The 21,037-nt window shown below is 52.8% G+C and carries 19 protein-coding genes; 5 read left to right on the forward strand and 14 right to left on the reverse strand.

The genetic code is table 11. From position 1 onward, the window contains the following. Positions 1-63: 63 nt before the first annotated feature. On the forward strand, positions 64-1,920 hold the full coding sequence (locus JTN23_RS09550; RefSeq protein ID WP_247234291.1) for a M1 family metallopeptidase: 1,857 nt from the start codon (positions 64-66) through the stop codon (positions 1,918-1,920). A 68-nt stretch (positions 1,921-1,988) separates the two neighbouring features. Further along, positions 1,989-2,393, forward strand: a complete 405-nt coding sequence (locus JTN23_RS09555; RefSeq protein ID WP_247234293.1) for a lipocalin family protein — start codon at positions 1,989-1,991, stop codon at positions 2,391-2,393. Between the two features lie 76 nt (positions 2,394-2,469). Here JTN23_RS09555 and JTN23_RS09560 read toward each other — a convergent pair whose 3' ends face one another. Next, the gene (locus tag JTN23_RS09560; protein ID WP_247234295.1) at positions 2,470-4,917 is read right to left on the reverse strand and encodes a TonB-dependent receptor; all 2,448 of its coding nucleotides are present in this window, start codon (positions 4,915-4,917) and stop codon (positions 2,470-2,472) included. A gap of 303 nt (positions 4,918-5,220) precedes the next feature. Between JTN23_RS09560 and JTN23_RS09565 the strand changes: the two genes are divergently transcribed. Further along, positions 5,221-5,520, forward strand: a complete 300-nt coding sequence (locus JTN23_RS09565; RefSeq protein ID WP_247234297.1) for a hypothetical protein — start codon at positions 5,221-5,223, stop codon at positions 5,518-5,520. Between the two features lie 97 nt (positions 5,521-5,617). On the opposite strand, the gene JTN23_RS09570 is transcribed toward JTN23_RS09565, so the two are convergent. From JTN23_RS09570 to fbaA, 8 genes are all read right to left on the reverse strand, one after another. Then, a complete protein-coding gene (locus JTN23_RS09570; RefSeq protein ID WP_247234299.1) occupies positions 5,618-6,517 on the reverse strand; it encodes a metallophosphoesterase family protein in 900 nt (299 codons plus the stop codon). A 38-nt stretch (positions 6,518-6,555) separates the two neighbouring features. Then, a complete protein-coding gene (locus JTN23_RS09575; protein WP_247234301.1) occupies positions 6,556-6,804 on the reverse strand; it encodes a hypothetical protein in 249 nt (82 codons plus the stop codon). A gap of 156 nt (positions 6,805-6,960) precedes the next feature. Continuing rightward, positions 6,961-8,067: a lytic transglycosylase domain-containing protein gene (locus JTN23_RS09580; protein WP_247234303.1), complete on the reverse strand. Its 1,107-nt coding sequence runs from the start codon at positions 8,065-8,067 to the stop codon at positions 6,961-6,963. Positions 8,068-8,242: 175 nt separating this feature from the next. Next, a complete protein-coding gene (locus JTN23_RS09585) occupies positions 8,243-8,596 on the reverse strand; it encodes a DUF5615 family PIN-like protein (protein ID WP_247234305.1) in 354 nt (117 codons plus the stop codon). An 11-nt stretch (positions 8,597-8,607) separates the two neighbouring features. Continuing rightward, entirely contained in the window at positions 8,608-8,823 is a 216-nt protein-coding gene (locus JTN23_RS09590; protein WP_247234307.1) for a DUF433 domain-containing protein, read from the reverse strand. Between the two features lie 80 nt (positions 8,824-8,903). Further along, positions 8,904-11,474: a DUF5686 and carboxypeptidase regulatory-like domain-containing protein gene (locus JTN23_RS09595; protein WP_247234309.1), complete on the reverse strand. Its 2,571-nt coding sequence runs from the start codon at positions 11,472-11,474 to the stop codon at positions 8,904-8,906. Between the two features lie 105 nt (positions 11,475-11,579). Then, entirely contained in the window at positions 11,580-12,731 is a 1,152-nt protein-coding gene (locus tag JTN23_RS09600) for an AI-2E family transporter (protein WP_247234311.1), read from the reverse strand. A gap of 162 nt (positions 12,732-12,893) precedes the next feature. Next, on the reverse strand, positions 12,894-13,973 hold the full coding sequence (gene fbaA, locus JTN23_RS09605; RefSeq protein ID WP_247234312.1) for a class II fructose-bisphosphate aldolase: 1,080 nt from the start codon (positions 13,971-13,973) through the stop codon (positions 12,894-12,896). 261 nt (positions 13,974-14,234) lie between these two features. On the opposite strand from fbaA, the gene JTN23_RS09610 reads away from it, so the two are divergent. Both JTN23_RS09610 and JTN23_RS09615 read left to right on the forward strand, forming a co-directional pair. Continuing rightward, positions 14,235-14,489, forward strand: coding sequence for a hypothetical protein (locus JTN23_RS09610; protein ID WP_247234314.1), 255 nt, complete (start codon positions 14,235-14,237; stop codon positions 14,487-14,489). Beyond that, complete coding sequence (locus JTN23_RS09615; protein WP_247234316.1) at positions 14,486-15,676, forward strand: hemolysin family protein; 1,191 nt, start codon at positions 14,486-14,488, stop codon at positions 15,674-15,676. Before JTN23_RS09610 ends, JTN23_RS09615 begins: the two co-directional genes overlap by 4 nt. 129 nt (positions 15,677-15,805) lie before the next feature. Here the strand turns inward: JTN23_RS09615 and JTN23_RS09620 are convergent, their stop codons facing one another. From JTN23_RS09620 to tsaD, 5 genes are all read right to left on the reverse strand, one after another. After that, entirely contained in the window at positions 15,806-16,180 is a 375-nt protein-coding gene (locus JTN23_RS09620; RefSeq protein ID WP_247234318.1) for a hypothetical protein, read from the reverse strand. Between the two features lie 205 nt (positions 16,181-16,385). Next, complete coding sequence (locus tag JTN23_RS09625) at positions 16,386-18,098, reverse strand: FAD-dependent oxidoreductase (RefSeq protein WP_247234320.1); 1,713 nt, start codon at positions 18,096-18,098, stop codon at positions 16,386-16,388. A gap of 208 nt (positions 18,099-18,306) precedes the next feature. Then, positions 18,307-19,149 carry a hypothetical protein gene (locus JTN23_RS09630; RefSeq protein ID WP_247234322.1) on the reverse strand — a complete coding sequence of 281 codons (843 nt, stop codon included), beginning with the start codon at positions 19,147-19,149 and terminating at the stop codon, positions 18,307-18,309. 28 nt (positions 19,150-19,177) lie between these two features. Beyond that, positions 19,178-19,978, reverse strand: coding sequence for an MOSC domain-containing protein (locus JTN23_RS09635; RefSeq protein ID WP_310586712.1), 801 nt, complete (start codon positions 19,976-19,978; stop codon positions 19,178-19,180). A gap of 49 nt (positions 19,979-20,027) precedes the next feature. Continuing rightward, a complete protein-coding gene (gene tsaD, locus JTN23_RS09640) occupies positions 20,028-21,026 on the reverse strand; it encodes a tRNA (adenosine(37)-N6)-threonylcarbamoyltransferase complex transferase subunit TsaD (protein WP_247234324.1) in 999 nt (332 codons plus the stop codon). Between the last annotated feature and the right edge of the window lie 11 nt (positions 21,027-21,037).

Below are 21,037 nucleotides of genomic sequence, written 5' to 3' on the forward strand. Positions count from 1 at the left end.
CTTAAACCGTGTATTTACTTTATTTTGCAAGCAAACTTTTTTGATAAACTAATAAATCGAATAATGAAAAAACTCCTCATTGTAATGCTTCTGGGCGGTTGGGCTACCGTGGTGTCAGCGCAGTCAGATCGCTGGCAGCAACGGGTCAAGTATGATATGAACATCAACTTTGACGCTACGACGCACCGCTTCACCGGTACCCAGAAGTTAGTCTATTCCAATAATTCACCCGATACTCTACATAAGGTTTTTTATCACCTGTACTTCAATGCCTTCCAGCCGGGTAGTCAGATGGACGTACGCTCACGTACCATCAAAGATCCTGATGCGCGGGTCATGGATCGTATCTCCAAGCTGTCACCTAACGAGATAGGCTATCAGAAGATCAACACGCTGAAGCATAACGGCAAGCCTGTGAAATACGAAGTAGTAGGTACCATCCTGGAAGTAACCCTGACGGAGCCCCTGATGCCCCGGACCCAGCATACCTTTGACATGGATTTTGAGGCGCAGGTACCCGTACAGATCCGTCGCTCGGGCCGCTTCAACAAAGAAGGCATTGACTACTCTATGGCGCAGTGGTACCCTAAGATGAGCGAGTATGACTACGAAGGCTGGCACGCCAATCCGTACATCGCCCGTGAGTTTTACGGAATATGGGGCGACTATGACGTCAAGATCAACATGGATGCTTCGTACGTGATAGCCGCTACCGGCTACCTGCAGAACCCCGATAAGATCGGACACGGATATAGCAAGAAGACCGTAACACACAAGAAGGGCGACCGCCTGACCTGGCACTTTGTGGCGCCCAACGTACACGATTTTGTGTGGGCCGCCGACCCGGACTACAAGCACGATGTGGTAAAGGTAGATAATGACCTGGACCTGCACTTCTTTTACCAGACCGATACCCTGGCTGATAACTGGAAGCAGATGCAGCCCTACGCCGTAAAGTGCTTTCAGATCATGAACCAAAGGTTTGGCCGCTATCCCTACAAGCAGTACTCGGTCATCCAGGGTGGTGACGGAGGAATGGAGTACCCTATGGCTACGCTGATTACCAGCCACACCAGCTTCCGCGGACTGGTGAGCGTGACCGTACACGAGTCGATCCATAGCTGGTTCCAGATGCTGCTGGGAACCAATGAATCCAAGTACCCCTGGATGGACGAAGGCTTCACGACCTACGCCCAGAACGAGGTCATGGCTCAGTTGTTCCCTTCGCGCAGCAATCCCCACGCGGCTACCTACGGCGCTTACCGCAGTCTGGTACAGTCGGGACTGGAAGAGCCCCTTACTACCCACTCGGACCACTACAACACCAACCGCGCCTACAGCGTAGCCAGCTACGTAAAGGGATCGGTGTTCCTGCACCAGCTCAGCTACATCATTGGTCAGGAGACTCTGGACCGGGCCATGAAGCGCTACTACAACGAGTGGCGGTACAAGCACCCGAACCCAACGGATCTGAAGCGGATCATGGAGAAAGAGTCGGGGCTGGAACTGGACTGGTACTGGGAAAACTGGGTAGGTACTACCAAGACCATCGACTACGCCGTGAAGGAAGTACGGCCATCGGGTACTACTACCAGCGTGACGCTGGAGCGGATCGGACAGATGCCTATGCCCCTGGATGTGGTAGTGACCTACAGGGACGGTAGCCAGGAGAATTTCTACATACCACTGGAAATCATGCGGGGCGAAAAAACAGAAGCCGCGTATCAGAAAAGAACGATCCTCACCGACTGGGGCTGGACGTACCCGGAGTACGGCTTTACCATCAATCGTCCTGCAACGGATATCGCGCGCATTGTGATTGATCCTACCGAGCGACTGGCGGATATGGACTACGATAACAATATATATCCTTCGGCTCCCCGCACGTCACCTCGTCTGCAGGGGGAGAAGGTGCAGTAGCTGACGGAGCCAAAACAAAATTAGGCCTATGGGTAGTTATATACTCATAGAATCTTAATTCATGATATATGCAGATACGAAAATCATCAGTAGTAGGATGGGCCCTGGGGCTGGTACTGGTAGTAACCCTTGCAAGCTGTGTAGGCGATAGACTGGTAGGTACCTGGGAGGTAGCTGCCTTCGAAATGCAGCGCCCCGGTCAGCAGGGAGTCCGGGTACAGAACATAGGTACCATTACGTTCGATTCTGACCAGACCGGCGAGAAGGAAATTCAGTACTCGGTACTGGACCAGAACTTCACCGATACCCTGTCCTTTACTTGGTCCAAATCAGAGGGATTCATTACTCTGGAGGGCGGTGGCTCTGAATTTGCCAAGACCTGGATTGTGGTGGATGACGAACGTACTACCCAACGGTGGCGCTCTACGGACGGTATGAATACCGTACAGATGCTCGAGCTGAGAAAGAGGTAGCTACGCTGGTAGATACAAAATGGAGCGAGGCCGGTATATTACCGGCCTCGCTCCATTTTGTATGGGTAGTCAACTCTTAATTATCAGCTTCACCCGTAGGTACTTTCTTCTTGGCCTGGTGGAGGCGGTATTGGAAGGTCAGGTTGATCTGACGGAGGCGTCCCTGCGAGTTGGTCTCGGTATAGAAGTTAAAGCCTTCGGTAATGGTCCGGAACTTGCGGGAGTTGAATACATCCAGTACGTTGAGAGTGAGAGTAGCGTTGTTGCGGAGAATATCGCGGCTCATAGCCAGATCAAGGGTAGCAATGGCCTTACGACGTCCCTGCGGCGTAAGCTGTGGCGCTTCGTAGTTACCGCGGAACTGCAGGTCAGTGGTCTTGAAGAGGGTAAAGCGGGAAGAAGCGCGGGTAAACCAGCTGTAGGTATCACTCTGAAGGTTGGTATCTACATTGCCGCCGTCGGTGATAGCCCGGAAAAAGTTGAAGCTACCGTCCATCTTCCACCACTGATAGGGAGCATAGGAGCTCGTAAACTCAACACCCCAGGCATCTTCGGTAGCCAGGTTTTGGGGGAGGGTAACGGCAAAGCCCTGGTCATTGACCCGACGTATCCGGATGATCTTGCCGGTCGTGTGCCGGTAGTAAACCGAGGTACTCAGCGAGCCTTTTTCTACGTACTTGATATGCCCGAGTTCGAACGCATCCGTAAATTCCGGGTTAAGGTCAGGGTTTCCGCTGAAGAAGTTGCGGTTGTCACTGAATGTCATGAAGGGGCTCAGGTCGTTGTACTGCGGACGACGTACCCGACGGCTATAGCTCAGCTGCAGGGCGTGCATACGGGGCAGATCGTAGGTAACGTGTACACTCGGGAACAGGTTGCTGTACGAGCGGGGATTCACCTCGTTGGTCTGTCTGAGGGTAGTGGTCACTGCGGTCATCTCCGCCCTTAGTCCCACCTGGTACGAAAACCCTCTTGTTTTGTTACCTACAATACCGTACAGCGCGTGGATATCTTCTTCGTACAGGAAGTCGTTGGTCAGGCCCGGCAGCTGTATCCAGCCACCCGTTTCGGTTTGCTCGGTTACGGAGAAGTCATTGGTCATGTCGCGGAAACTGCTGCGTATACCTGCCTCCCACTTGCCATCCTTGCCGAACGGCTGTACGTAGTCAATCTGAGCCAGTAGCTGCTTTTCGGTCTCATCATTGACCGAGCGCTGAAGCAGGTAGGGTATATCTGAGGGAGTACCGTTGGGCTCATAGGTACGCTGACCAAAGTACTGATCCGATTTTTCCCAGTTGTCGAGGTAGCGCAGATCGGCCGAAAACTCATGTCCCTTCCGCTTAAAGGATTTTTTGTACGTAAGGGCATACTCCGAGTTGGGCTCGGTTTCGGTTTCGTCCTGGGTGCGGTAGGTGTAGCTCTGGAGGTTGTTCAGCGATGATATATAGTCGAAGTACCGGATGTCCGACAGACGCTTGCCCTTGCTGATCCGCCAGGTGTAGGCGCCGGTCAGTACGCTGGTGGGCGAAAAGAAGTAGTCTAGTCCACCCCGGGCGCTGTTATTCATTCCCTTCAGGTTGTGCGTAAAGCTCTGCTGGGTGATGAAGGTAGTATCGTTGCGGTACAGCTCCTGGTACTGCGTGGTACGGCCCGGCGTATTGCGAAAGGAGGCTGTGTAGTTGATAAAGAAGTTGAGGTTTTTGCGGCGGTAGTTGATATTGGCCGCGGCTCCCAGGTTGGTAGGGTATCCCGTAATAATATCAAACGAGCCGTTGATGCCCTCCTTTCGCTCTTTTTTCAGAACGATATTGATGATACCTCCCATACCTTCGGCTTCGTAACGGGCCGAGGGGTTGGTGATGATCTCGATGCGCTCGATCATGCTGCCCTGAAGCTGCTGCAGACCAGCTCCCCCTTTGAAGCTGACGAGCCCCGAAGGCTTGCCATCGATCAGGATACGTACGTTGCTGCTTCCCCTCAGGCTGATGTTACCCTCTACATCAACGGCCAGCGAGGGTACATTGCGCATAATATCAATGGCGGTACCTCCGGCATTGGCGAGGTCTTTCCCCACATTAAATATCTTTTTGTCCAGCGATAGCTCCATGGAGCTTTTCTCGGCCTGCACCACCAGTTCGTCCAGAGTGGTAGAGGTAGCGGTGAGCTTTACTGTACCCAGGTCAAGGGGCGCACTGGCCGCGGAGAGCCGTATGTCTTTCGTAGTAAAAGACTTATAGCCGATAAATTCATAAAGGGCATAGTAGGTACCTTCGACGGCATCCACTACAAAGTTACCGGATTCGTCCGTAATGGCACCGGATGAGAAAGTACTATCGGCCTGCCTGAACAGCCGAACGCTTGCGAAGCTCAGGGGGGCATTACTCTGGCTGTCGAATATCTTACCCGTTACTTTCAGTTTGCCGCCGCTCTGCGCCCTGGTAGCGGTAGTCGTGAGGCTCAATAGCAGGCACAGCAGCAGAAAAGAGCAGAGATTCCTGGAAAAGGTGGTGTAAAAGTGGAGCATTAAGGCAATTGTTTGATCTTAAAAGATACATGGAAACTATAATCCAATAAGAAAGTACCCGAAATGCCTTCATTTACTCGGCCGGAGGCTGGTAGCGCAGCTATTATATATAATAAGGCCGAATTTATCGACTAAACTTCATATATATTCGACCGATTGGGAGCCTGCAGTAGCTGTTGGTACAGTTTTTTAAACGTTTGGTAGCGTATGTAAGTCCTGCGAAAGTAGTTTGCTAAATTATAAACAATCACTTTTCGCAGGTGTTTTACGAATGTTTTCCACACTTTAAAACCGTTAACAACTATGGCAACTACAACCGAGGATTTGAAAAACAAGGCAGCAGATCTGAAATCAAAAGCGGACAGCTTCAACCCTGAGCACAAAGAAGGTCCCGTAGCAGCTGCGATTGAGGATTATACTGCTCGCCTTCCTTCGGATACCTATTTATGGGCGGCTATAGGCTCAATGGCCCTGTCTGCCACACTCAAACTTGCCGGTCAGGACAAAGGCGCGCTCTTTGTAGGACAGTGGGCTCCAACCTTCCTGATTCTGGGTCTCTACAACAAGCTTGTAAAGATGGAAGGCTTTGACAAAGATAAGTAAGCCTTAGGGCCTGCTATATCAGCCATAAAAAGAGAGGAAGCACTAGCTTCCTTTTTTTGTGCCTATATTACTCCGGTTTCAGCGTGTTTCCCCCTTTTTAGCGCCAGGCCAGCGACTTGCTTTTGCCATTATCTTTCATGTTGCCGGCAAAGGCATTGAGCGTAAGATCAGCTCCTTCTTTACGGAACGTACCGGTGAGCCAGCCCACCGGCTCGCTGTCCGAGAAGTTATAGCCTACAGCGGGCTGATTGACCAGATGGATACCATCCAGTACCTCGTACTTGTACTCGTGTGAATGTCCGTAGAAGACCGCCTTTACCTTCTGATGGGACCTGATGATCTGAAAGAGCCGCTCGACATCCAGCAGGGAGGAGTCGGAGTCGGCGAGGGTATGGTGGACAAAAAGAACGGTTGGTTTGGCATCGGACTGACGCAGGAAGCCCTCCAGCCAGCTCCGCTGCGATTGTCCCAGAAATCCGGGTGTCTTGTTGACGTACATCATCGAATCGAGCAATATAAACCTCGTCGATGGCTGCTCGATCACCATCACCTGTTTGTCTTTTACATTCTGTAGTCCTTTAGGAGCCGGAAACGCCTCCTGGATGTTTTCGCGGTGATCGTGGTTGCCCAGTGTCATGTACACGGGCTTTTGTTCGGCCAGGGGCGCCAGCAGTTTCTTTACCTGCGCATAGTCTCCCTTTTCGCCCGTGAGACGGGCTACATCTCCGTTGATCAGTACGGCATCCGGCCTGGCAGCTATGACCTTAGGTACTACGCTTTCCAGGTTGCGGGAAGGGTAGAAACCACGGTAGACGTTCTGAACGTCCTCCGCAATATGCGTATCCGACAGCAGTGCCAGCTGTACTTCATTGGCTGCGCTGGAGGTCTCTGCCAGTACTGAGCTGACACCCAGGCTATAAGCAGTAAGCAGGCCAGCCGCCTGAGCGGACGATTTTAGAAAAGAACGACGGCCAGGATTGTAGTAGATCTGCGGCATAGAGGTGGTATTTGCGTAGGTTTAGGTAGATTAGGTAGTTAGTTACTTTTGGCTTCGGGCGCTTGCGATACGGTATTACTGGTCAGTGGAGTTACCCGCTGGTCGCTCACCGATACCTGGTAGTACGACCAGGTCTGCCTGTCTAGTGAACAGCCAATCAGGTAGTCTCCGGAGCCGGCCTCGGCGCTTTCTCGTACCTGAAACTCTTTACAGCCGGCGATCCGGGCTTTGGCCAGCGCTTCACCGATGGCCTCCACTTCACTAGCATCCGGCTCGCGCCAGGGCATTGGGTAGCTTTCATCTTGGCTTAGCTCATTCTTGCATGAAAAGGCGGATAACAGGATAAGTGTTGCAAAAATAATCCGGCGGTATCTTACCATGACGCTTCTATAAGTTAAGTATTTGTGATTATTACTTAGTAGGTACTCCTGTAATTACAGAAGCTATTTGAGTACCTGTATCCGGTATACCTTCCCCGCCGGTACTTCGAGCATCACGTTCAGGGCCCTGTTTTTATCATAGTACTTATCCGAAGGCGACCAGCCGGAGCGGTACAGGAGCCAGGGGTTGAAGTACTTGAGCTGGTTGTAGGTCATGTTGTACTGCTTGGCCAGGTCCACCAGATTTACGTCCTGCCTCACTTCTATTTCCTGCGTAGGAGCGGTGTACTCCGGGGCGGGTACACTGAATCCGTAACGCTCGGGGTTTTCGATGAGGAGCTTCAGGGCCAGGATACGGAACAGGTAGTCGTAGGTTTCGGGGGTGAGGTACAGGTCGTAGTAGGAGGTTACCTGCTGGCCCCGGAGGTTGTTGTTGACGGCAGTGGGGCCGCCGTTATAAGCGGCCGCGCTCAGGGTCCAGCTGCCGAAGGTCCGGTACAGCCGGCTCAGATACCGGCTGGCGGCTTCGGTAGAGCGTTCGAGGTGGCGGCGCTCGTCTACGTACTTATTAACCTCCAGTCCGTACTCTTTCGCCACCGGCTCCAGAAACTGCCAGAATCCTACGGCGGCCTTGGCCGACTCAGCAATGGGCGACAGATCACTCTCCGCCACGGCCAGGTACAGGAAGTCGGCAGGAATCTGATTTTTGGTGAGAATAGTGGTAATAGGCTCACGATACCGCTGTACCCGCTTCATCACAGACAAGGTACCCGAGTGCCGGTACACGTTTTTGATCAGCTCCCGTTCCAGCCGGTCGCGTACTATAGGGTCAGTAAGCGGCACGGCTTCACCCGCAAAGGTAAGTTCATCGGGCATAAAAGGTACCCCGGTGAGTAATTGGGCTTGTCCACGGTCGGCCATTTCAGACTGAGCAGTGGGGCTTGGGGTATATCCTGGTGGAGTCGAGTCGGGTTGAGTTGCCGCTGAGTGAGCGGTGTCTGAACTTGCTACTCCCGGTTGTGCTGAGTTAGCCTGCTCCACCGGTGTTTGATTATTCTCAACTTTGCCAGTCCCTCCCTGGTTGGTACCTGATTGTGCGGCTCCAGGTTTTACTGCACAGGCTGCTGAATGCAGCACAAGTAGTAGATAGATATAACGCAGGTAGTGCATAAGTAGTAAGTTTAGTAGTTCCTGGTTCTCAGTCCGAAGCTCGTTTTGGGGTTTTGCCCCCTTTCAGAAGAAAAGCTCTAAAAAACTTACACCAGTACCTTATACTAACTCCCGAACGGTCCTGTATCCTGCCTGACTTGCTCTAAGAGGAGTTTCAATCTAAAGGGGTAATACTTCATTCGTGTGCCACTAAACCGTCATGGCTCAGTTCGATAAAATCATGGGACTGGAAGAGTGTATCTATATCATGGAGGTTGTCCCAAAAAAGATCGAAAAGCTTTCTGTTCTTTATTGATTGGGCTGTGACGAGCAGGAGCTTTTGAGGTTTTTCAGGTACCGGGTTGGAGCTGAGAAAGGCCACATCCCTGGTGACAAAAACCAAAGTATATGTATTGGCATAAAGTATACTTTCCTGATCGGTGCGCTCGTCTCCACTTGTCAGGTCATTGGTATGTTCAGCATAAAAGCCTGATGATCGATAGATCTCGCACAGGAAAACCGGGAGTGAAGAATCAACTAAGTACCTCATGCCTCGGGTATTTACAGCCTTTTCTGGGTAATTTGACTGGCATACCGGAGGCAGGCTTTGATATCATCACGTTCCAGAGCAGGGTAATCGTTCAGAATAGTATCCCAGGTTTCGCCGGCACTCAGTAGGTCCAGGATCAGGAATACCGGGTAACGCTTGTTACGTAGGGTAGGTACTCCGTGGCAGATGTCCGGATTAAGGGTAATCCGTTTCAGTAAATCATCCATTACTAAACTAGTATTAAGTACCAACATAATTTAAGTTAGATGTAGTGCTACCCTGTCGAGGGTAGCCCCCATTCAACTACTTAACGAATATTCAGCACCGTACCTATCCGAAAGCCCACGCCCTGGTACTGCGTACCTTTAAACTGCGATACTACCTCCACCCGGAACAGCCTTAGCAGACCATCCACCCCGTACACCAGCTCGGTATAGTGGCCGGCGCCGGGGGTAGTGAGGTAGTGCGCCTGTACGGTTTCTTTCAGCCCGGCCAGCCTCAGGAAGGGCAGCCGGGTGATCAGGAAGCGCTGCGTGGACCAAAGTACATGAGCCTGCCCGAAACTCCTCCGGGTACTGTACTCGTAGTAGGGCAACATGCGGAAGTGCGTGAGCTGGTCACCGGTCTGGAAGAAGAACTCGTTGCCCATAAAGTGCCGGTAGTCGGGGAAGTACAGGCGCCGGGCACTCAGGAAACCGCCGCCGCTGAGGGCATACTGGATGCCACTGCGCGGACCGGTATCTAGATTGTGCCGCATCCCTGCCTGCACAAAATCATAGTCTACCGCACTACTACCGGTAGGAATGCCTTTGCGGTAATTGATCTGGAAGGTGGGACCATTGTTGTACCAGTACCGCTTCTGGCCGTTGCGGATGGCGTATCGCTGCCAGGGCCGGAGGTTCAGGTTGAGGTCCAGGAGCAGCGCCTCGTGCGTGGGGAAGCTTGTATCGGGTGTTTCGATGTTATCAGGACGATTGGGCGAAAAGCCCCGGTTCCGCCAGTCGATGTACCGGCTGGGTGACTCCAGGTTGAAGAGTTCGCTGCGCCGGGCGTACTCGAGGCCGCCCGTCAGGCTCAGGATGTCGCCGAGGTAGCGGTAGGTATAGTCGGCCCTTGCGAACTGCTTCTGGTAGATCTTCATGAAGTTCTGCTCGAAGAGCAGCGTCGTGATGCTGTTGAGGCCGGGCGGAATGGGATTGTTCGGGTTGAACTGGTAGATGTATTCACCGCCTTCCAGTTCCAGGGTCCATTTGCGGTTGCCTACCTGCGTACGCAGGGTACCGCTGAGGCGTTCGCGCCCGAAGGAGTAGCGCGCCAGCGGCCGCAGGCTGAACCGGTAATTGTCTTTCCAGCGTTTGGTCCATTCCAGCGATGCATCAAAGGCATACCCTTCTACGGTGTTGTAGATCAGTGTCTGTAGCGGACTCTGTAAGGTGAGAGAGTGGCGGTTGGCAAAGCGGTATTGGTGCCCCATAAGCAGGTGCATGGGTCGGAACGTAGTAGAGTCGTTACGGGTACTGTCCTTATCGGCTTTGGCCTGCTTCATTACCTTGATGCTATCCTGAATCTCGTAGCTTTTTACTTCCAGCTGGGTAAGGGGTACCGGCCGCAGTGCTTCCCAGTAGGTTGTATCGCGCCTGTTGGCCAGGGAGTCGATGGTAACGGAGTCCTGTCGTACGGCCCGTACGTCTTCGCCCTGCTGCTTACGCTCCTTACGCTGCTCTTTTTCGTAACTTTTAATAATTTTGCGGAAGTTCTTGGTGGAGAACTCCTTCTGCTGCTCAATCATCTTTTCCAGGTTGGCTTTACGTTGAGTCTGGGCGGTTTCGGGCTCCTTTTTATGGTCGTTGATCACAATTTCTTCCCGCAGGGCCGGGTCTACGTCCAGCTTCTGATAGGTCATGGACACCACGTACTTAAATTCACCCGCGAAACCCAGGTACCCGCCTTCCAGCCTGAACTGCTGATTTACAGGCAGCCATACATTCTGAATGGGGGTAAATAGTTGCTTTACATCTATGTTTAATCCCTGTCTGGTCGTTTTCAGATCGAAGCTATGGATGGCCCACCGGTCCTCGATAATATAGATACTCCCCTTGAATACGCCTTCGCCGTAGGCCCTGGGTACTACCCGTATCTTATTCACTATTTCGCCCCGGTCTTCAAAAAAGCCTTCGTACTCAAACTTATAGTAGTTGAAGGCCTTGGGCGAAAGGGGCGTAACGGCATCGGCTACCTCAGGGCTGTAAAAGCTGGCCAGTACATACTGATTAGGAGTAGGGGTACTGTTGTCGAGGCTGTTGCGGGTAGAGAGGATGCGCTGGTTGTAAGTATTGGGGCGGCGGTAGCTGATCTCGGCCACGCTCTCGTTCAGGAATACCTTTCCCTCCTGTACCCCTTCTTTTTTCAGCTTTCTTTCCAGCAGGAAGGGGATCTTGGTGGGCAGGGCGGTGCTGCGGGTGTAGGCACGGGCGGTGTAGCCCCTTACCTGCAGCTGGTGAAAGCGCGCCTTGGCAATGGCCCGCCGCATGATGCTATACGCGGGATCTTCCTTACCCTTACCTATCTGTACTTCACCCAGGTTGAGCGGCTGCTCTTCCAGTACTACGTTCTGCTCTACGAAGTCAGCACCTATGGTGACGGAGCGGGTAACGGTACGGAAGCCCAGGTACTGGAACAGGATCTCGTAACGGCCCGGCTCGAGGTCCAGTTCGTAGCGCCCTTCGGCGTTGGACAGGGTGCCCAGGCTGGTGCCTTGTACCAGTATGCCCGAGTAGGGGAGTGGCTCGCCCTGCGCGGTGGTAATACGTCCGCGAATACCTCCGGCCTGCAGGAGTTGGGTGCTCAGAAGGAAGAGAAGTACTGCTACAATTCGCATAAGTAGATAATCATCGGACAGAAGATGCAACAAGTAGGGTTTAGGTAGTAAGAACGATCAATGTACGCAGGATATTGATAGGAGCCATACAGGTCCCATACGAATCTAATCCATCGGATCACCCAGAATATCCTTGATGTAAATCTCCTGCACCAGTGTAATCATCACCACCAGGGCGGGTATGGCGATGACCGTACCGGCCAGTCCAAAGATAGCTCCCCCCAGTAAAGCTCCCAGCATCAGCAGGGTAGGGGGCAGTGAAACGGTCTGCTGCTGGACGAGTGGCACCACCAGAAAACTTTCGATTTGCTGAACTATGATGTACACCAGTCCCACCCAGATAACCGAATCCGGATCGTACGAAAAGGCTACCAGCAGACCCGGCAGCGCCCCCACCAGGGGACCAATAAAGGGAACAAAGTCGAAGATGAATATAATAACCCCAAGTACCAGTGCCAGGGGTACGCCTATGATCTCAAGGCCGATCCAGGTAAGTATACCTACCGCAAGCATGGCAATGAACTGACCCAGTAGCCAGCCTTCCAGTTTTTCGGCCACCTTGCCAATGACTTGGTAGGCACGCGGCCGGGTAGGTATGGGAAAAAGGCTCACAAAACCATTGACGTATAGCTTTGGGTTGAGGGCCAGGAAAAATCCCCCCGCCAGAATCACCAGCAGGTACGTAATAAAGGCGAATAAGCCGCCTACTATTCCGGTCAGCTTCCCAAAGGTATTGCCAAACTGCGGCTGTGGGTCAGTGGGTAAGTACGATAGTACGAAGCGGCCCACTCCGGACTGGTTGAGGGTACTTTCGACCTGTTCGATGGCCGGAGGTAATTTTTCGGTCAGGGTAGTAAACTGCTCGGAGATCTGCGGGGCGGCGTAGGTAATGAAGCCGCCTATAAACGCAAATAGCAGCAGGGTAGCTATACTTACTCCCCAGCGATCCGACATATGAGGAGCAATCCGCTGTATATTATGCGCAATAGCCCGAAGTAGTACCGCAAATAACACCGATCCAAAGCCCAGCAGTAGTATGCTCTGACTAGCCCAAAGGAGTAGGACCAGCAGGCACAGGATGATGGTAATACCTACGGCAATGGTGACTTTCTGGGGGTAGGTGAAGTCAGCAGAAGGAGGCGTTGACTGTGGTAGTACCACCTGGGCCGGGTCCGTCGGACGTTGCCGGGGTACTTCGCCTGATTGGGTGGCCTCCCTGGGTGACAGTCGGAGTTTAGGTCGTATATTCTTAAGCATAGCTGCATAGGTTGTTAGTTGTATAACCCCCTACCGCCCAAATTGTGAGTTCAAATAGCTATAAATGTGGCCTTTGCTCACATAGAGCCAGGTACTTTTACTAAAAAAGGCGGCCCTCAGGAGCCGCCTTTTTCTATCACTAAGCTATTAGCCGCCAACTGATTAAGCCAGGCGGTTGATGCAGTTGAGGTCTTCGAAAGCAACTTTCAGACGCTCTACCATGTTTTCCTCGCCTTTGCGTAGCCATACGCGTGGGTCGTAGTACTTCTTGTTAGGCGCATCCTCACCCTCAGGGTTACCCAGCTGCGTCTGCAGGTACGCTTCCTTGGCGTGGTAGTACTTCAGGAGACCTTCCCAGGTAGACCACTGGATATCGGTATCGATGTTCATCTTGATGGCACCGTACTCGATCGCTTCGCGGATTTCTTCGCGGGTCGAGCCTGATCCACCGTGGAAAACGAAGTTTACGGGCAATGCGTCGGTATTGAACTTCTGCTGGATGTACTCCTGTGAGTTTTTCAGGATGATCGGCTGGAGCTTCACGTTACCGGGCTTGTATACACCATGTACGTTACCGAAAGCAGCCGCAATAGTAAAGTTAGGTGAAATCTTTAGCAGCTCTTCGTAGGCATGCGCTACTTCCTCGGGCTGAGTATATAGTTTAGAGCTATCCACGTCGCTGTTATCCACGCCGTCTTCTTCTCCACCCGTTACTCCCAGTTCGATTTCGATGGTCATGCCCATTTTGGCCATGCGCTCGAAGTACTTGCACGAGATCTCGATATTCTCTTCCAGCGACTCTTCCGACAGGTCAAGCATGTGTGAGCTGTACAGAGGCTTACCGTACTGATCAAAGTGACGCTCACCAGCTTCCAGCAGACCGTCGATCCAGGGAAGCAGTTTTTTGGCACAGTGGTCAGTATGCAGGATTACGGGTACTCCGTATAGTTCGGCCATCTGATGAACGTGCATCGCGCCTGAGATACCTCCGGCGATAGCGGCCTGCTGATTTGTATTAGATAAGCTCTTACCGGCGTAGAAGCTGGCACCACCGTTGGAGAACTGGATAATAACAGGACTATTCACCGCACGGGCGGCTTCGAGTACAGCATTTACTGAGTTAGTTCCTACTACATTGACGGCAGGCAGGGCGTAGTTGTTTTCGTTGGCATGACGGAAGATTTCACTTACTCCCTCGCCCGTTACTACTCCGGGCTTAAAGCGGGTCATGGTTTCGCTCATGGTAATAAAAGAGATTATTTCAAGAAATAATTTTGCAAAACTGGCTTATTGCCAAATTTTAGCTATCCGTTGCAAGTTAGCTATTTTAAGGGAGAATGAAGCATACCCCAGCCGATATTGGTAGTTGATTCCACCCATGTATCAGTTTGCTGCTGACTTTCCCCCAATCTATATATCTTTGGAGGTAACAAGGCCGGTCTGTTTGTTGTTTTTGCTGAAAAGTACCAGATGCCAGCGGCGGTCCTAAAAGAGTTTTTTGCAATGAATCCCAAACTGATCAAAACCCTTCTTATAGCCGGAGCTATCGGTTTTTTTATCATGTGGCTGCTGGAGCTCCAGCGCACCGATATCAAGGATAGTTACTGGCTTATTCTGTTGTGTATAACCTGTTTGCTCTCTTTTCAGTACTACCGTATCAAAATCGGTGAAACGGGAATACCTACGGGAGAGAAACCAAAGGATGCTGGCCCTACTGGTACCAAAAAAGCATCTCCTACCAAACGTAAAAGGAAATGATCATACCTCAGTTGATACTTGCGGTCCTGTTTTTTCTGCTGGCGGGCTACTATGGTGCCGTGCGGGCCTTGCTGCTCGAGGCACCATTTGACTGGCACCGGCTCCGGCAGGAGGAGGACGGTACCTTTCACCAGGCGGTATACTGGCGCCGTATGCTCAGGATGGCCCGGCTACTGGTGGTAGCGCTGGGGTGCTTCTGCCTGGTGGCCGCGGGGTACTCACTCCTTACCGATGCTCTGCTGCTGCATCCGGCGCTGGCCGTAGCGGTACTGCTGCTGGTGGCGCTGGTGCTGTGGCTATCGGCCTATATGCTGTGGATGAATGTGGGGCGTAAACGGGTATTTAGGATCGAGGCGTTTCCGATCAGGTTTGCCGAATGGGTACTTACGCCTATCTACTGGATGCTGGAGCCTTTGATCAAAGAAAAGACGGGGGACGGTAAAGCCACCAGTACGCGTGATGAAACGGCCGCGGCCGATGATCCCGAGTTTGAGGATCACAGCATCGAAGAGCGGATGTTTATCAACGCGCTCGATTTTAAGGATGTCCGAATCCGCGACTGTATGATTCCGCGCACCGAAATTTCGGCCGTGAGTCTGGACGATTCCATTGAGGATCTCCGGCAGGCGTTCATTACCAGCGGACACTCCAAGATCATCGTCTACCGCGACTCGGTGGATGAGGTCGTGGGCTACTGCCACTCGCTCGCCCTGTTTCGCAAGCCCAAGGAAATCAGCAGCATTATTACTCCTATCCTCATAGTACCCGAAGCCATGCCGGCCAGTGACCTCATGCTGCGTTTTCTGGAAGAGCGTAAGAGTCTGGCCTTGGTGGTGGATGAGTTTGGAGGTACCTCAGGACTGGTGAGCGTTGAGGACGTAGTGGAGCAGATATTTGGCGAGATACAGGATGAATACGATAGTACCGAAGACTGGACGGAGCGTCAGGTTGACGAAAATACCTATATATTCAGTGCCCGCCACGAGATAGACTACCTCAACGAAAAGTACGACTGGGAACTACCCGAAGGAGACTACGATACACTGGCCGGTCTGCTGATCAATATTCACGGAGACTTACCTAAGGTCAACGACGAAATCAACCTCCCGCCTTTTACGTTCAAGATCGTATCCATGCAGGATACCCGCATCGAGTTGGTCCGGCTGTCGGTAGAGGATGAGGAATAACTATCATAACGATAATACAGCAGAAGGGGCCGCATACAACTATGCGGCCCCTTCTGCTAGTAATGTTTGTATAGATCAAAGATTACCCCTTGCTCAGTAACAAGTGATGTAGTTTCTATGATGAATGGATTACTGGGTGTCAGGTAGTATCACATTATCATCTACTTGTGTGGCCCCGGCAGCGTTCAGAATACGGGCCGCACGACTGGCTTCTTCCGGCGAGTCAGCGCGTACCGAAACCATCGAACCAGTCGGAGTGGCTATTTGGGTGAATTTTTCCAGATAGTGGTGGTGCGCGTTCCCGAAGAGGGAGTGCAGGTAATTCTTGACGGTATCTTCTTCTTCGTACTCGCTGCTTTGCAAGCGATTAGCGTTCTGTCCGTCGCCGCCTTGTCGGTAGAAGCCGACTACCTTTGAGGTATCAAAGCCATCCGCAAGCAGTTGACTCTCTGCCTGTCTTGCCTCTTCGGAAGAGTCAAATATTCCTATTATTGTCTGTCCCATAATGATTCTTTTTATAGGTTTAGTTGAACATCAATTTCTGAGTCAAGCTATTCCTCGCCTGTAGAGTACTCTTTCTATATCTCCAACTAAGTACCCCCACAGTTGTTTTTGACCGGAGGCTGTTTGCTTGCAGAGAGTAGCTCGTAAAAAAAGCCTGCCCCGGTAGGAGCAGACTCATCAATATAAGTATAAAGGCTGGTATTACTTATAACTCCAGCGCCTTCATTTGTTTGACGGCGTGGTCTGCCGCACGGGCCGTAAGGGCCATGTAGGTCAGCGAGGGATTTTGGGTGGAAGTGGAGGTCATGCAGGAGCCGTCGGTGACGAATACGTTCTTACAGCTATGCAGCTGGTTCCACTTGTTCAGGAGCGAGGTCTTTGCATCACGACCCATGCGTACACCGCCCATTTCGTGATTTTCGTTGCCGGGAGTACGCCTGGTGTCGACGGGTCTGATGTTGGTAAAGCCCGCCTTCTCGTACATGTCCGTAAACTGCTCGTGAAAGTCTTTGAGCATCCGGGCATCGTTGTCGTCGTACCCGATCGAGATGCGTAGCTGGGGCAGACCGTACAGGTCCGTTAGCTGCTTATCCAGCTGTACGGTGCTGCTCTCTTTCGGAAGGGTCTCGCCCATCATGCCGGCATAGATCTGCCAGTTGCCCCATTTAAGAGTATGCAGATTCTCTTTTAGCGCCGCGCCGAGTCCCTCCTGGCTCTGGTAGGTACCTCGGGTAGCGGAAAACGAAGCTGCGTAGCCCCGAAGGAAATCCGTTTCCTGCTTATGTACATTCCGAAAGCGAGGAATATAGCTGCTGTTGGGGCGGCGACCGTCGTTGGTTGTTTCCAGGTGTCCTTCGTACTCGGCCAGTACCCGGCCCCGGTAGCTGTGGAAGGCCATGTACTTGCCCAGCAACTCGTTGTCATTGCCAAGTCCGATGGGGAAGCGGCTTGATGTGGAGTTGAGCAGGATCAGGTTGGTATTCAGAGGCGAAGCGTTCACAAAGATAATGCGGGCGTAGAACTCGATCATCTCTTTGGTATGTGCGTCTATTACCCGCACTCCGGTAGCTTTCTGCTTCTTGTCGTCGTAAATAATAGAGTGTACTACCGAGTGGGGGCGCAGGGTCATGTTGCCGGTCTTGGCGGCCCAGGGTATGGTAGTGGAATTACTGCTGTAATACCCCCCGAACGGACAGCCCCGGTCGCAGAGGGTACGGTGCTGACATTGCGCCCGGCCCTGCTGGTGGTGGATAGGCTGCGGCTGGGTCAGGTGAGCCGCCCGGCCTATGATCACGTGTCGGTCCTGATAGAGTTGCGATACTTTCTGCTGAAAGTGCTTCTCCACGCAGCTCATCTCATGCGGCGGCAGAAACTCACCATCGGGTAGAGTAGGCAGGCCATCTTTATTCCCCGTTATACCGGCGAACTTCTCCACGTAGCTGTACCAGGGAGCCAGGTCGGCGTAGCGGATGGGCCAGTCGACGGCAAAGCTATCCCGAGCCGGTCCCTCAAAGTCAAAGTCGCTCCAGCGCTGGGTCTGCCGCCCCCAGATCAATGACCGTCCACCCACCTGGTACGCTTTGATCCAGTCGTAGGGACGATCCTGGATGTATTCTTGTTCGGCATCTTTGGTAAAGAAATGGGCGGAGTCTTCCCGGAACGCGTAGTTTTTACTGCCAATGGGATAGTCTTTCTGTATAGCCAGGGGGACCCGGCCGCGGTGCTCCAGCTCCCAGGGATTCAGATTGGTAGTAGGGTAGTCGGTAACGTGCTTGACATCGCGCCCCCGCTCCAGTACCAGCGTCTTGAGCCCTTTCTCAGAAAGCTCTTTCGCCGCCCAACCCCCACTGATCCCCGACCCAATGACAATGGCATCATAGGTACGCGCTTTGGTGCTATCTATATTAAGGTAGGACACGGTTGAATGCTGAATTGGGAATTATGAATTCTGAATTAAGTCTGCTATAGAAGCAAAAGAAGCCAGCCTTTAGTTTCTAATTAGCAAATCCACGGTTGTTCAATGAGCTCATATAATTCTTTATGATCACTGGTAATTGCTCATTGGTCACTGTAACCCCTCCCTTCACTCAATTACAATTCACCGCGCGGCGGCCGCTCATTCGCCACTATAACACCAGCCAGGGCATTACGAACACCAGTTCGCCCCAGATGCGGAAGCGTTCGTTCTTTATGATTTTTTCCGGGTTCCGCCACATCCACAGGTGTACCAGCGACATACTCAGCAGGATGATGGCTAAACGCTGTACATAACGATAGTCGGTCAGCAAGCAGACGGTCACGCAGGTAATGGCAGCGATGATGGTAATCCCCTTAAGTACCTTCATGGTAGTTGCCCGCTGTAGCCAGCGAGCCAGGTTGTAAGATTCGCGGTACTGGATAGCCTCGAAGTGGGAGAATAGCAGCAGGCTCTGTACCGTAATCAGGTAGAACAGGATACCTAGTACGATGCTCTCCCAGGTTACCTCATTGCCCATAAACCAGGTACTGGCCCACACGCCGGAGGCATAGATGAGCGAGGTGATGGGCTCTTTTAGCGCCTGACGATGACTTTTGACGGGTAGTTTGGAAACACCCCACAGGTACAGGGCTACGAAAGCTACCATGCCTCCTCCAAACTTCCAGAGATCGGCGGGGATGAGCCACGATAGACCAGCCGCCAGCACAAAAGCCCCGATTACAACGCGCCAGACCAGGGGCTCGTACTCGCGGTTGAATTGGTGGCGCTGGGTTTTAGGCTTTTCGGAGCGGCGGTTGTCCAGCAGGTGATCCAGCGAGTATACCCCCAGCACCACTAGCCCCAGAATAATAGTCACCCAGATATTGAGGGGAGTACGGCCCGTAGGCAGGCGACTGGCTGCCATGTGCGAAACCACGGCTCCGGCTACTACATCCACACTTAGCCAGTGCAGGTGGATGGGGCGGAAACGATAAGAAGTATGCTCAGGCATTGTAATTCTAATCCAAAAGAGCCAATACTTACCCGATCTGTACCAGGTCACCTACGGCTATACGTCCGGTGGTGCTGGTCAGCAGGTTTTGACCAAAGTAAATTTTGTTATTTCGCTTGCGGTAGGTTGCCAGTGTCTTCAGTGGCTCAGGACCGGGTTGAGCGGTTTCCGGATTGACGGTGGTGAGAACACAGCGGGCGCAGGGCTTCACGGCCTCGAAGGTAAGGTCACCGATCCGGATGCCCCGCCAGTCGTCTTCGGCAAAGGGCGCGGCTCCACGTACCACCAGGTTGGGCCGGAAGCGCCGCATACTGATGGGCTCGGATAGCTTGCTGTTGAGGTCATCCAGAGAGGCTTGGCCGATCAGCAGGAAGGGATACCCATCCGCAAAACTCACTACCTCCTCGTTCTGGGCGTACCTGGGATCAACGCGGCGCTCCGTACTGTCGGGCATGTATACCAGCCTGACCGGCAGGTCCAGCTTCGTACTGAGCCACTGGTCGGCCTGATCCGACACGGTAAGGGCCGTTACCTCATGGTCGTCCCAGATACTTACCTGCAGTACCTCATTGGAGACGGGTTGCATGGGTACCTCCAGTACATCGGCGGGATTGGTACGGTCTATAATCAGAACACGGTCCTGCTCAAGAGCCACGTCCAGCAGGGCCATGCGGTGCAGGCTGCGCTGGGTCACAAAGCGCCCGGTGTCGTCGACAATCATCCAGCGGCGATCGAACTGCAGGCCGCGTAGCTGTACATGGGCTTCATCAAGCCGAATGCCGCCCAGCGACTTGATCGGGTATATCCAGATTTCAGATAGAGTCAGCAAGGAGTTTATGAGTTAAGAGTGTATGAGTTAATGAGAAATTTCGTGGAAGCTAAAACTCCATCCGGGCCAGCGGGCTTACCTTCTGGTTCGTAAAGTCATTCTGCAGGTACTTGTAGTGGGCAGCGATGGCAATCATGGCGGCGTTGTCGGTACAGTACTCAAAGCGCGGGATGTACACGTTCCAGCCCATTTCTTCACCCATCTCCGCCAGGCTCCTGCGCAGGCCCGAGTTGGCCGATACGCCACCTGCAATGGCTATCTCACGGATACCGGTTTCCTTAGCGGCTCTTCGCAGTTTTTTGAGCAGGATACGGACCAGCGTATGTTGGATACTGGCGCAGATATCCGGCAGGTTTTCCTGAACAAAATTGGGGTTCTCCCTGGTCCGCTTCTGCAGGAAGTACATAAATGATGTTTTGATGCCGCTGAACGAGTAGTCCAGGCCGGGCATGTCGACGGGCGGAAACTCAAACGCCAGCGGGTTGCCCTGTTGCGCGTACTTGTCGATCAGAGGCCCCCCCGGGTAGGGCAGGTCCAGCAGCTTGGCCGTCTTGTCGAAGGCTTCGCCCACGGCATCGTCCATCGTCTGTCCGATGATCTCCATGTCGAGGTAGTCGCGCACCTTTACGATCTGAGTATGGCCGCCGCTGACGGTCAGGCACAGAAAGGGAAAGCGTGGCTTTGGGTCCTCAATGAAGTGCGCCAGTACGTGCGCCTGCATGTGGTTGACATCGATCAGGGGGATGTTCAGGCCCAGCGCCATGGCTTTGGCAAAGGACGTCCCTACCAGTAAGGCCCCCAATAGTCCCGGTCCACGCGTAAAGGCTATGGCATGCAGGTCTTTTTTCGTTACTTTTGCGTCGCTAAGCGCTTTTTCAACAACCGGCAGTACATGCTGTTGGTGGGCTCTGGAAGCCAGCTCGGGTACTACACCACCGTACTGTTGGTGAATGAGCTGGGTCGCAACAACATTAGAACCGATTTTGCCGTTAGATATGACAGCTGCCGAGGTTTCGTCACAGGACGACTCTATGGCTAGAATATTCATGTAAATAGGTA

Source organism: Telluribacter roseus (assembly GCF_017355915.2).
Taxonomy (GTDB): Bacteria; Bacteroidota; Bacteroidia; order Cytophagales; family Spirosomataceae; genus Telluribacter.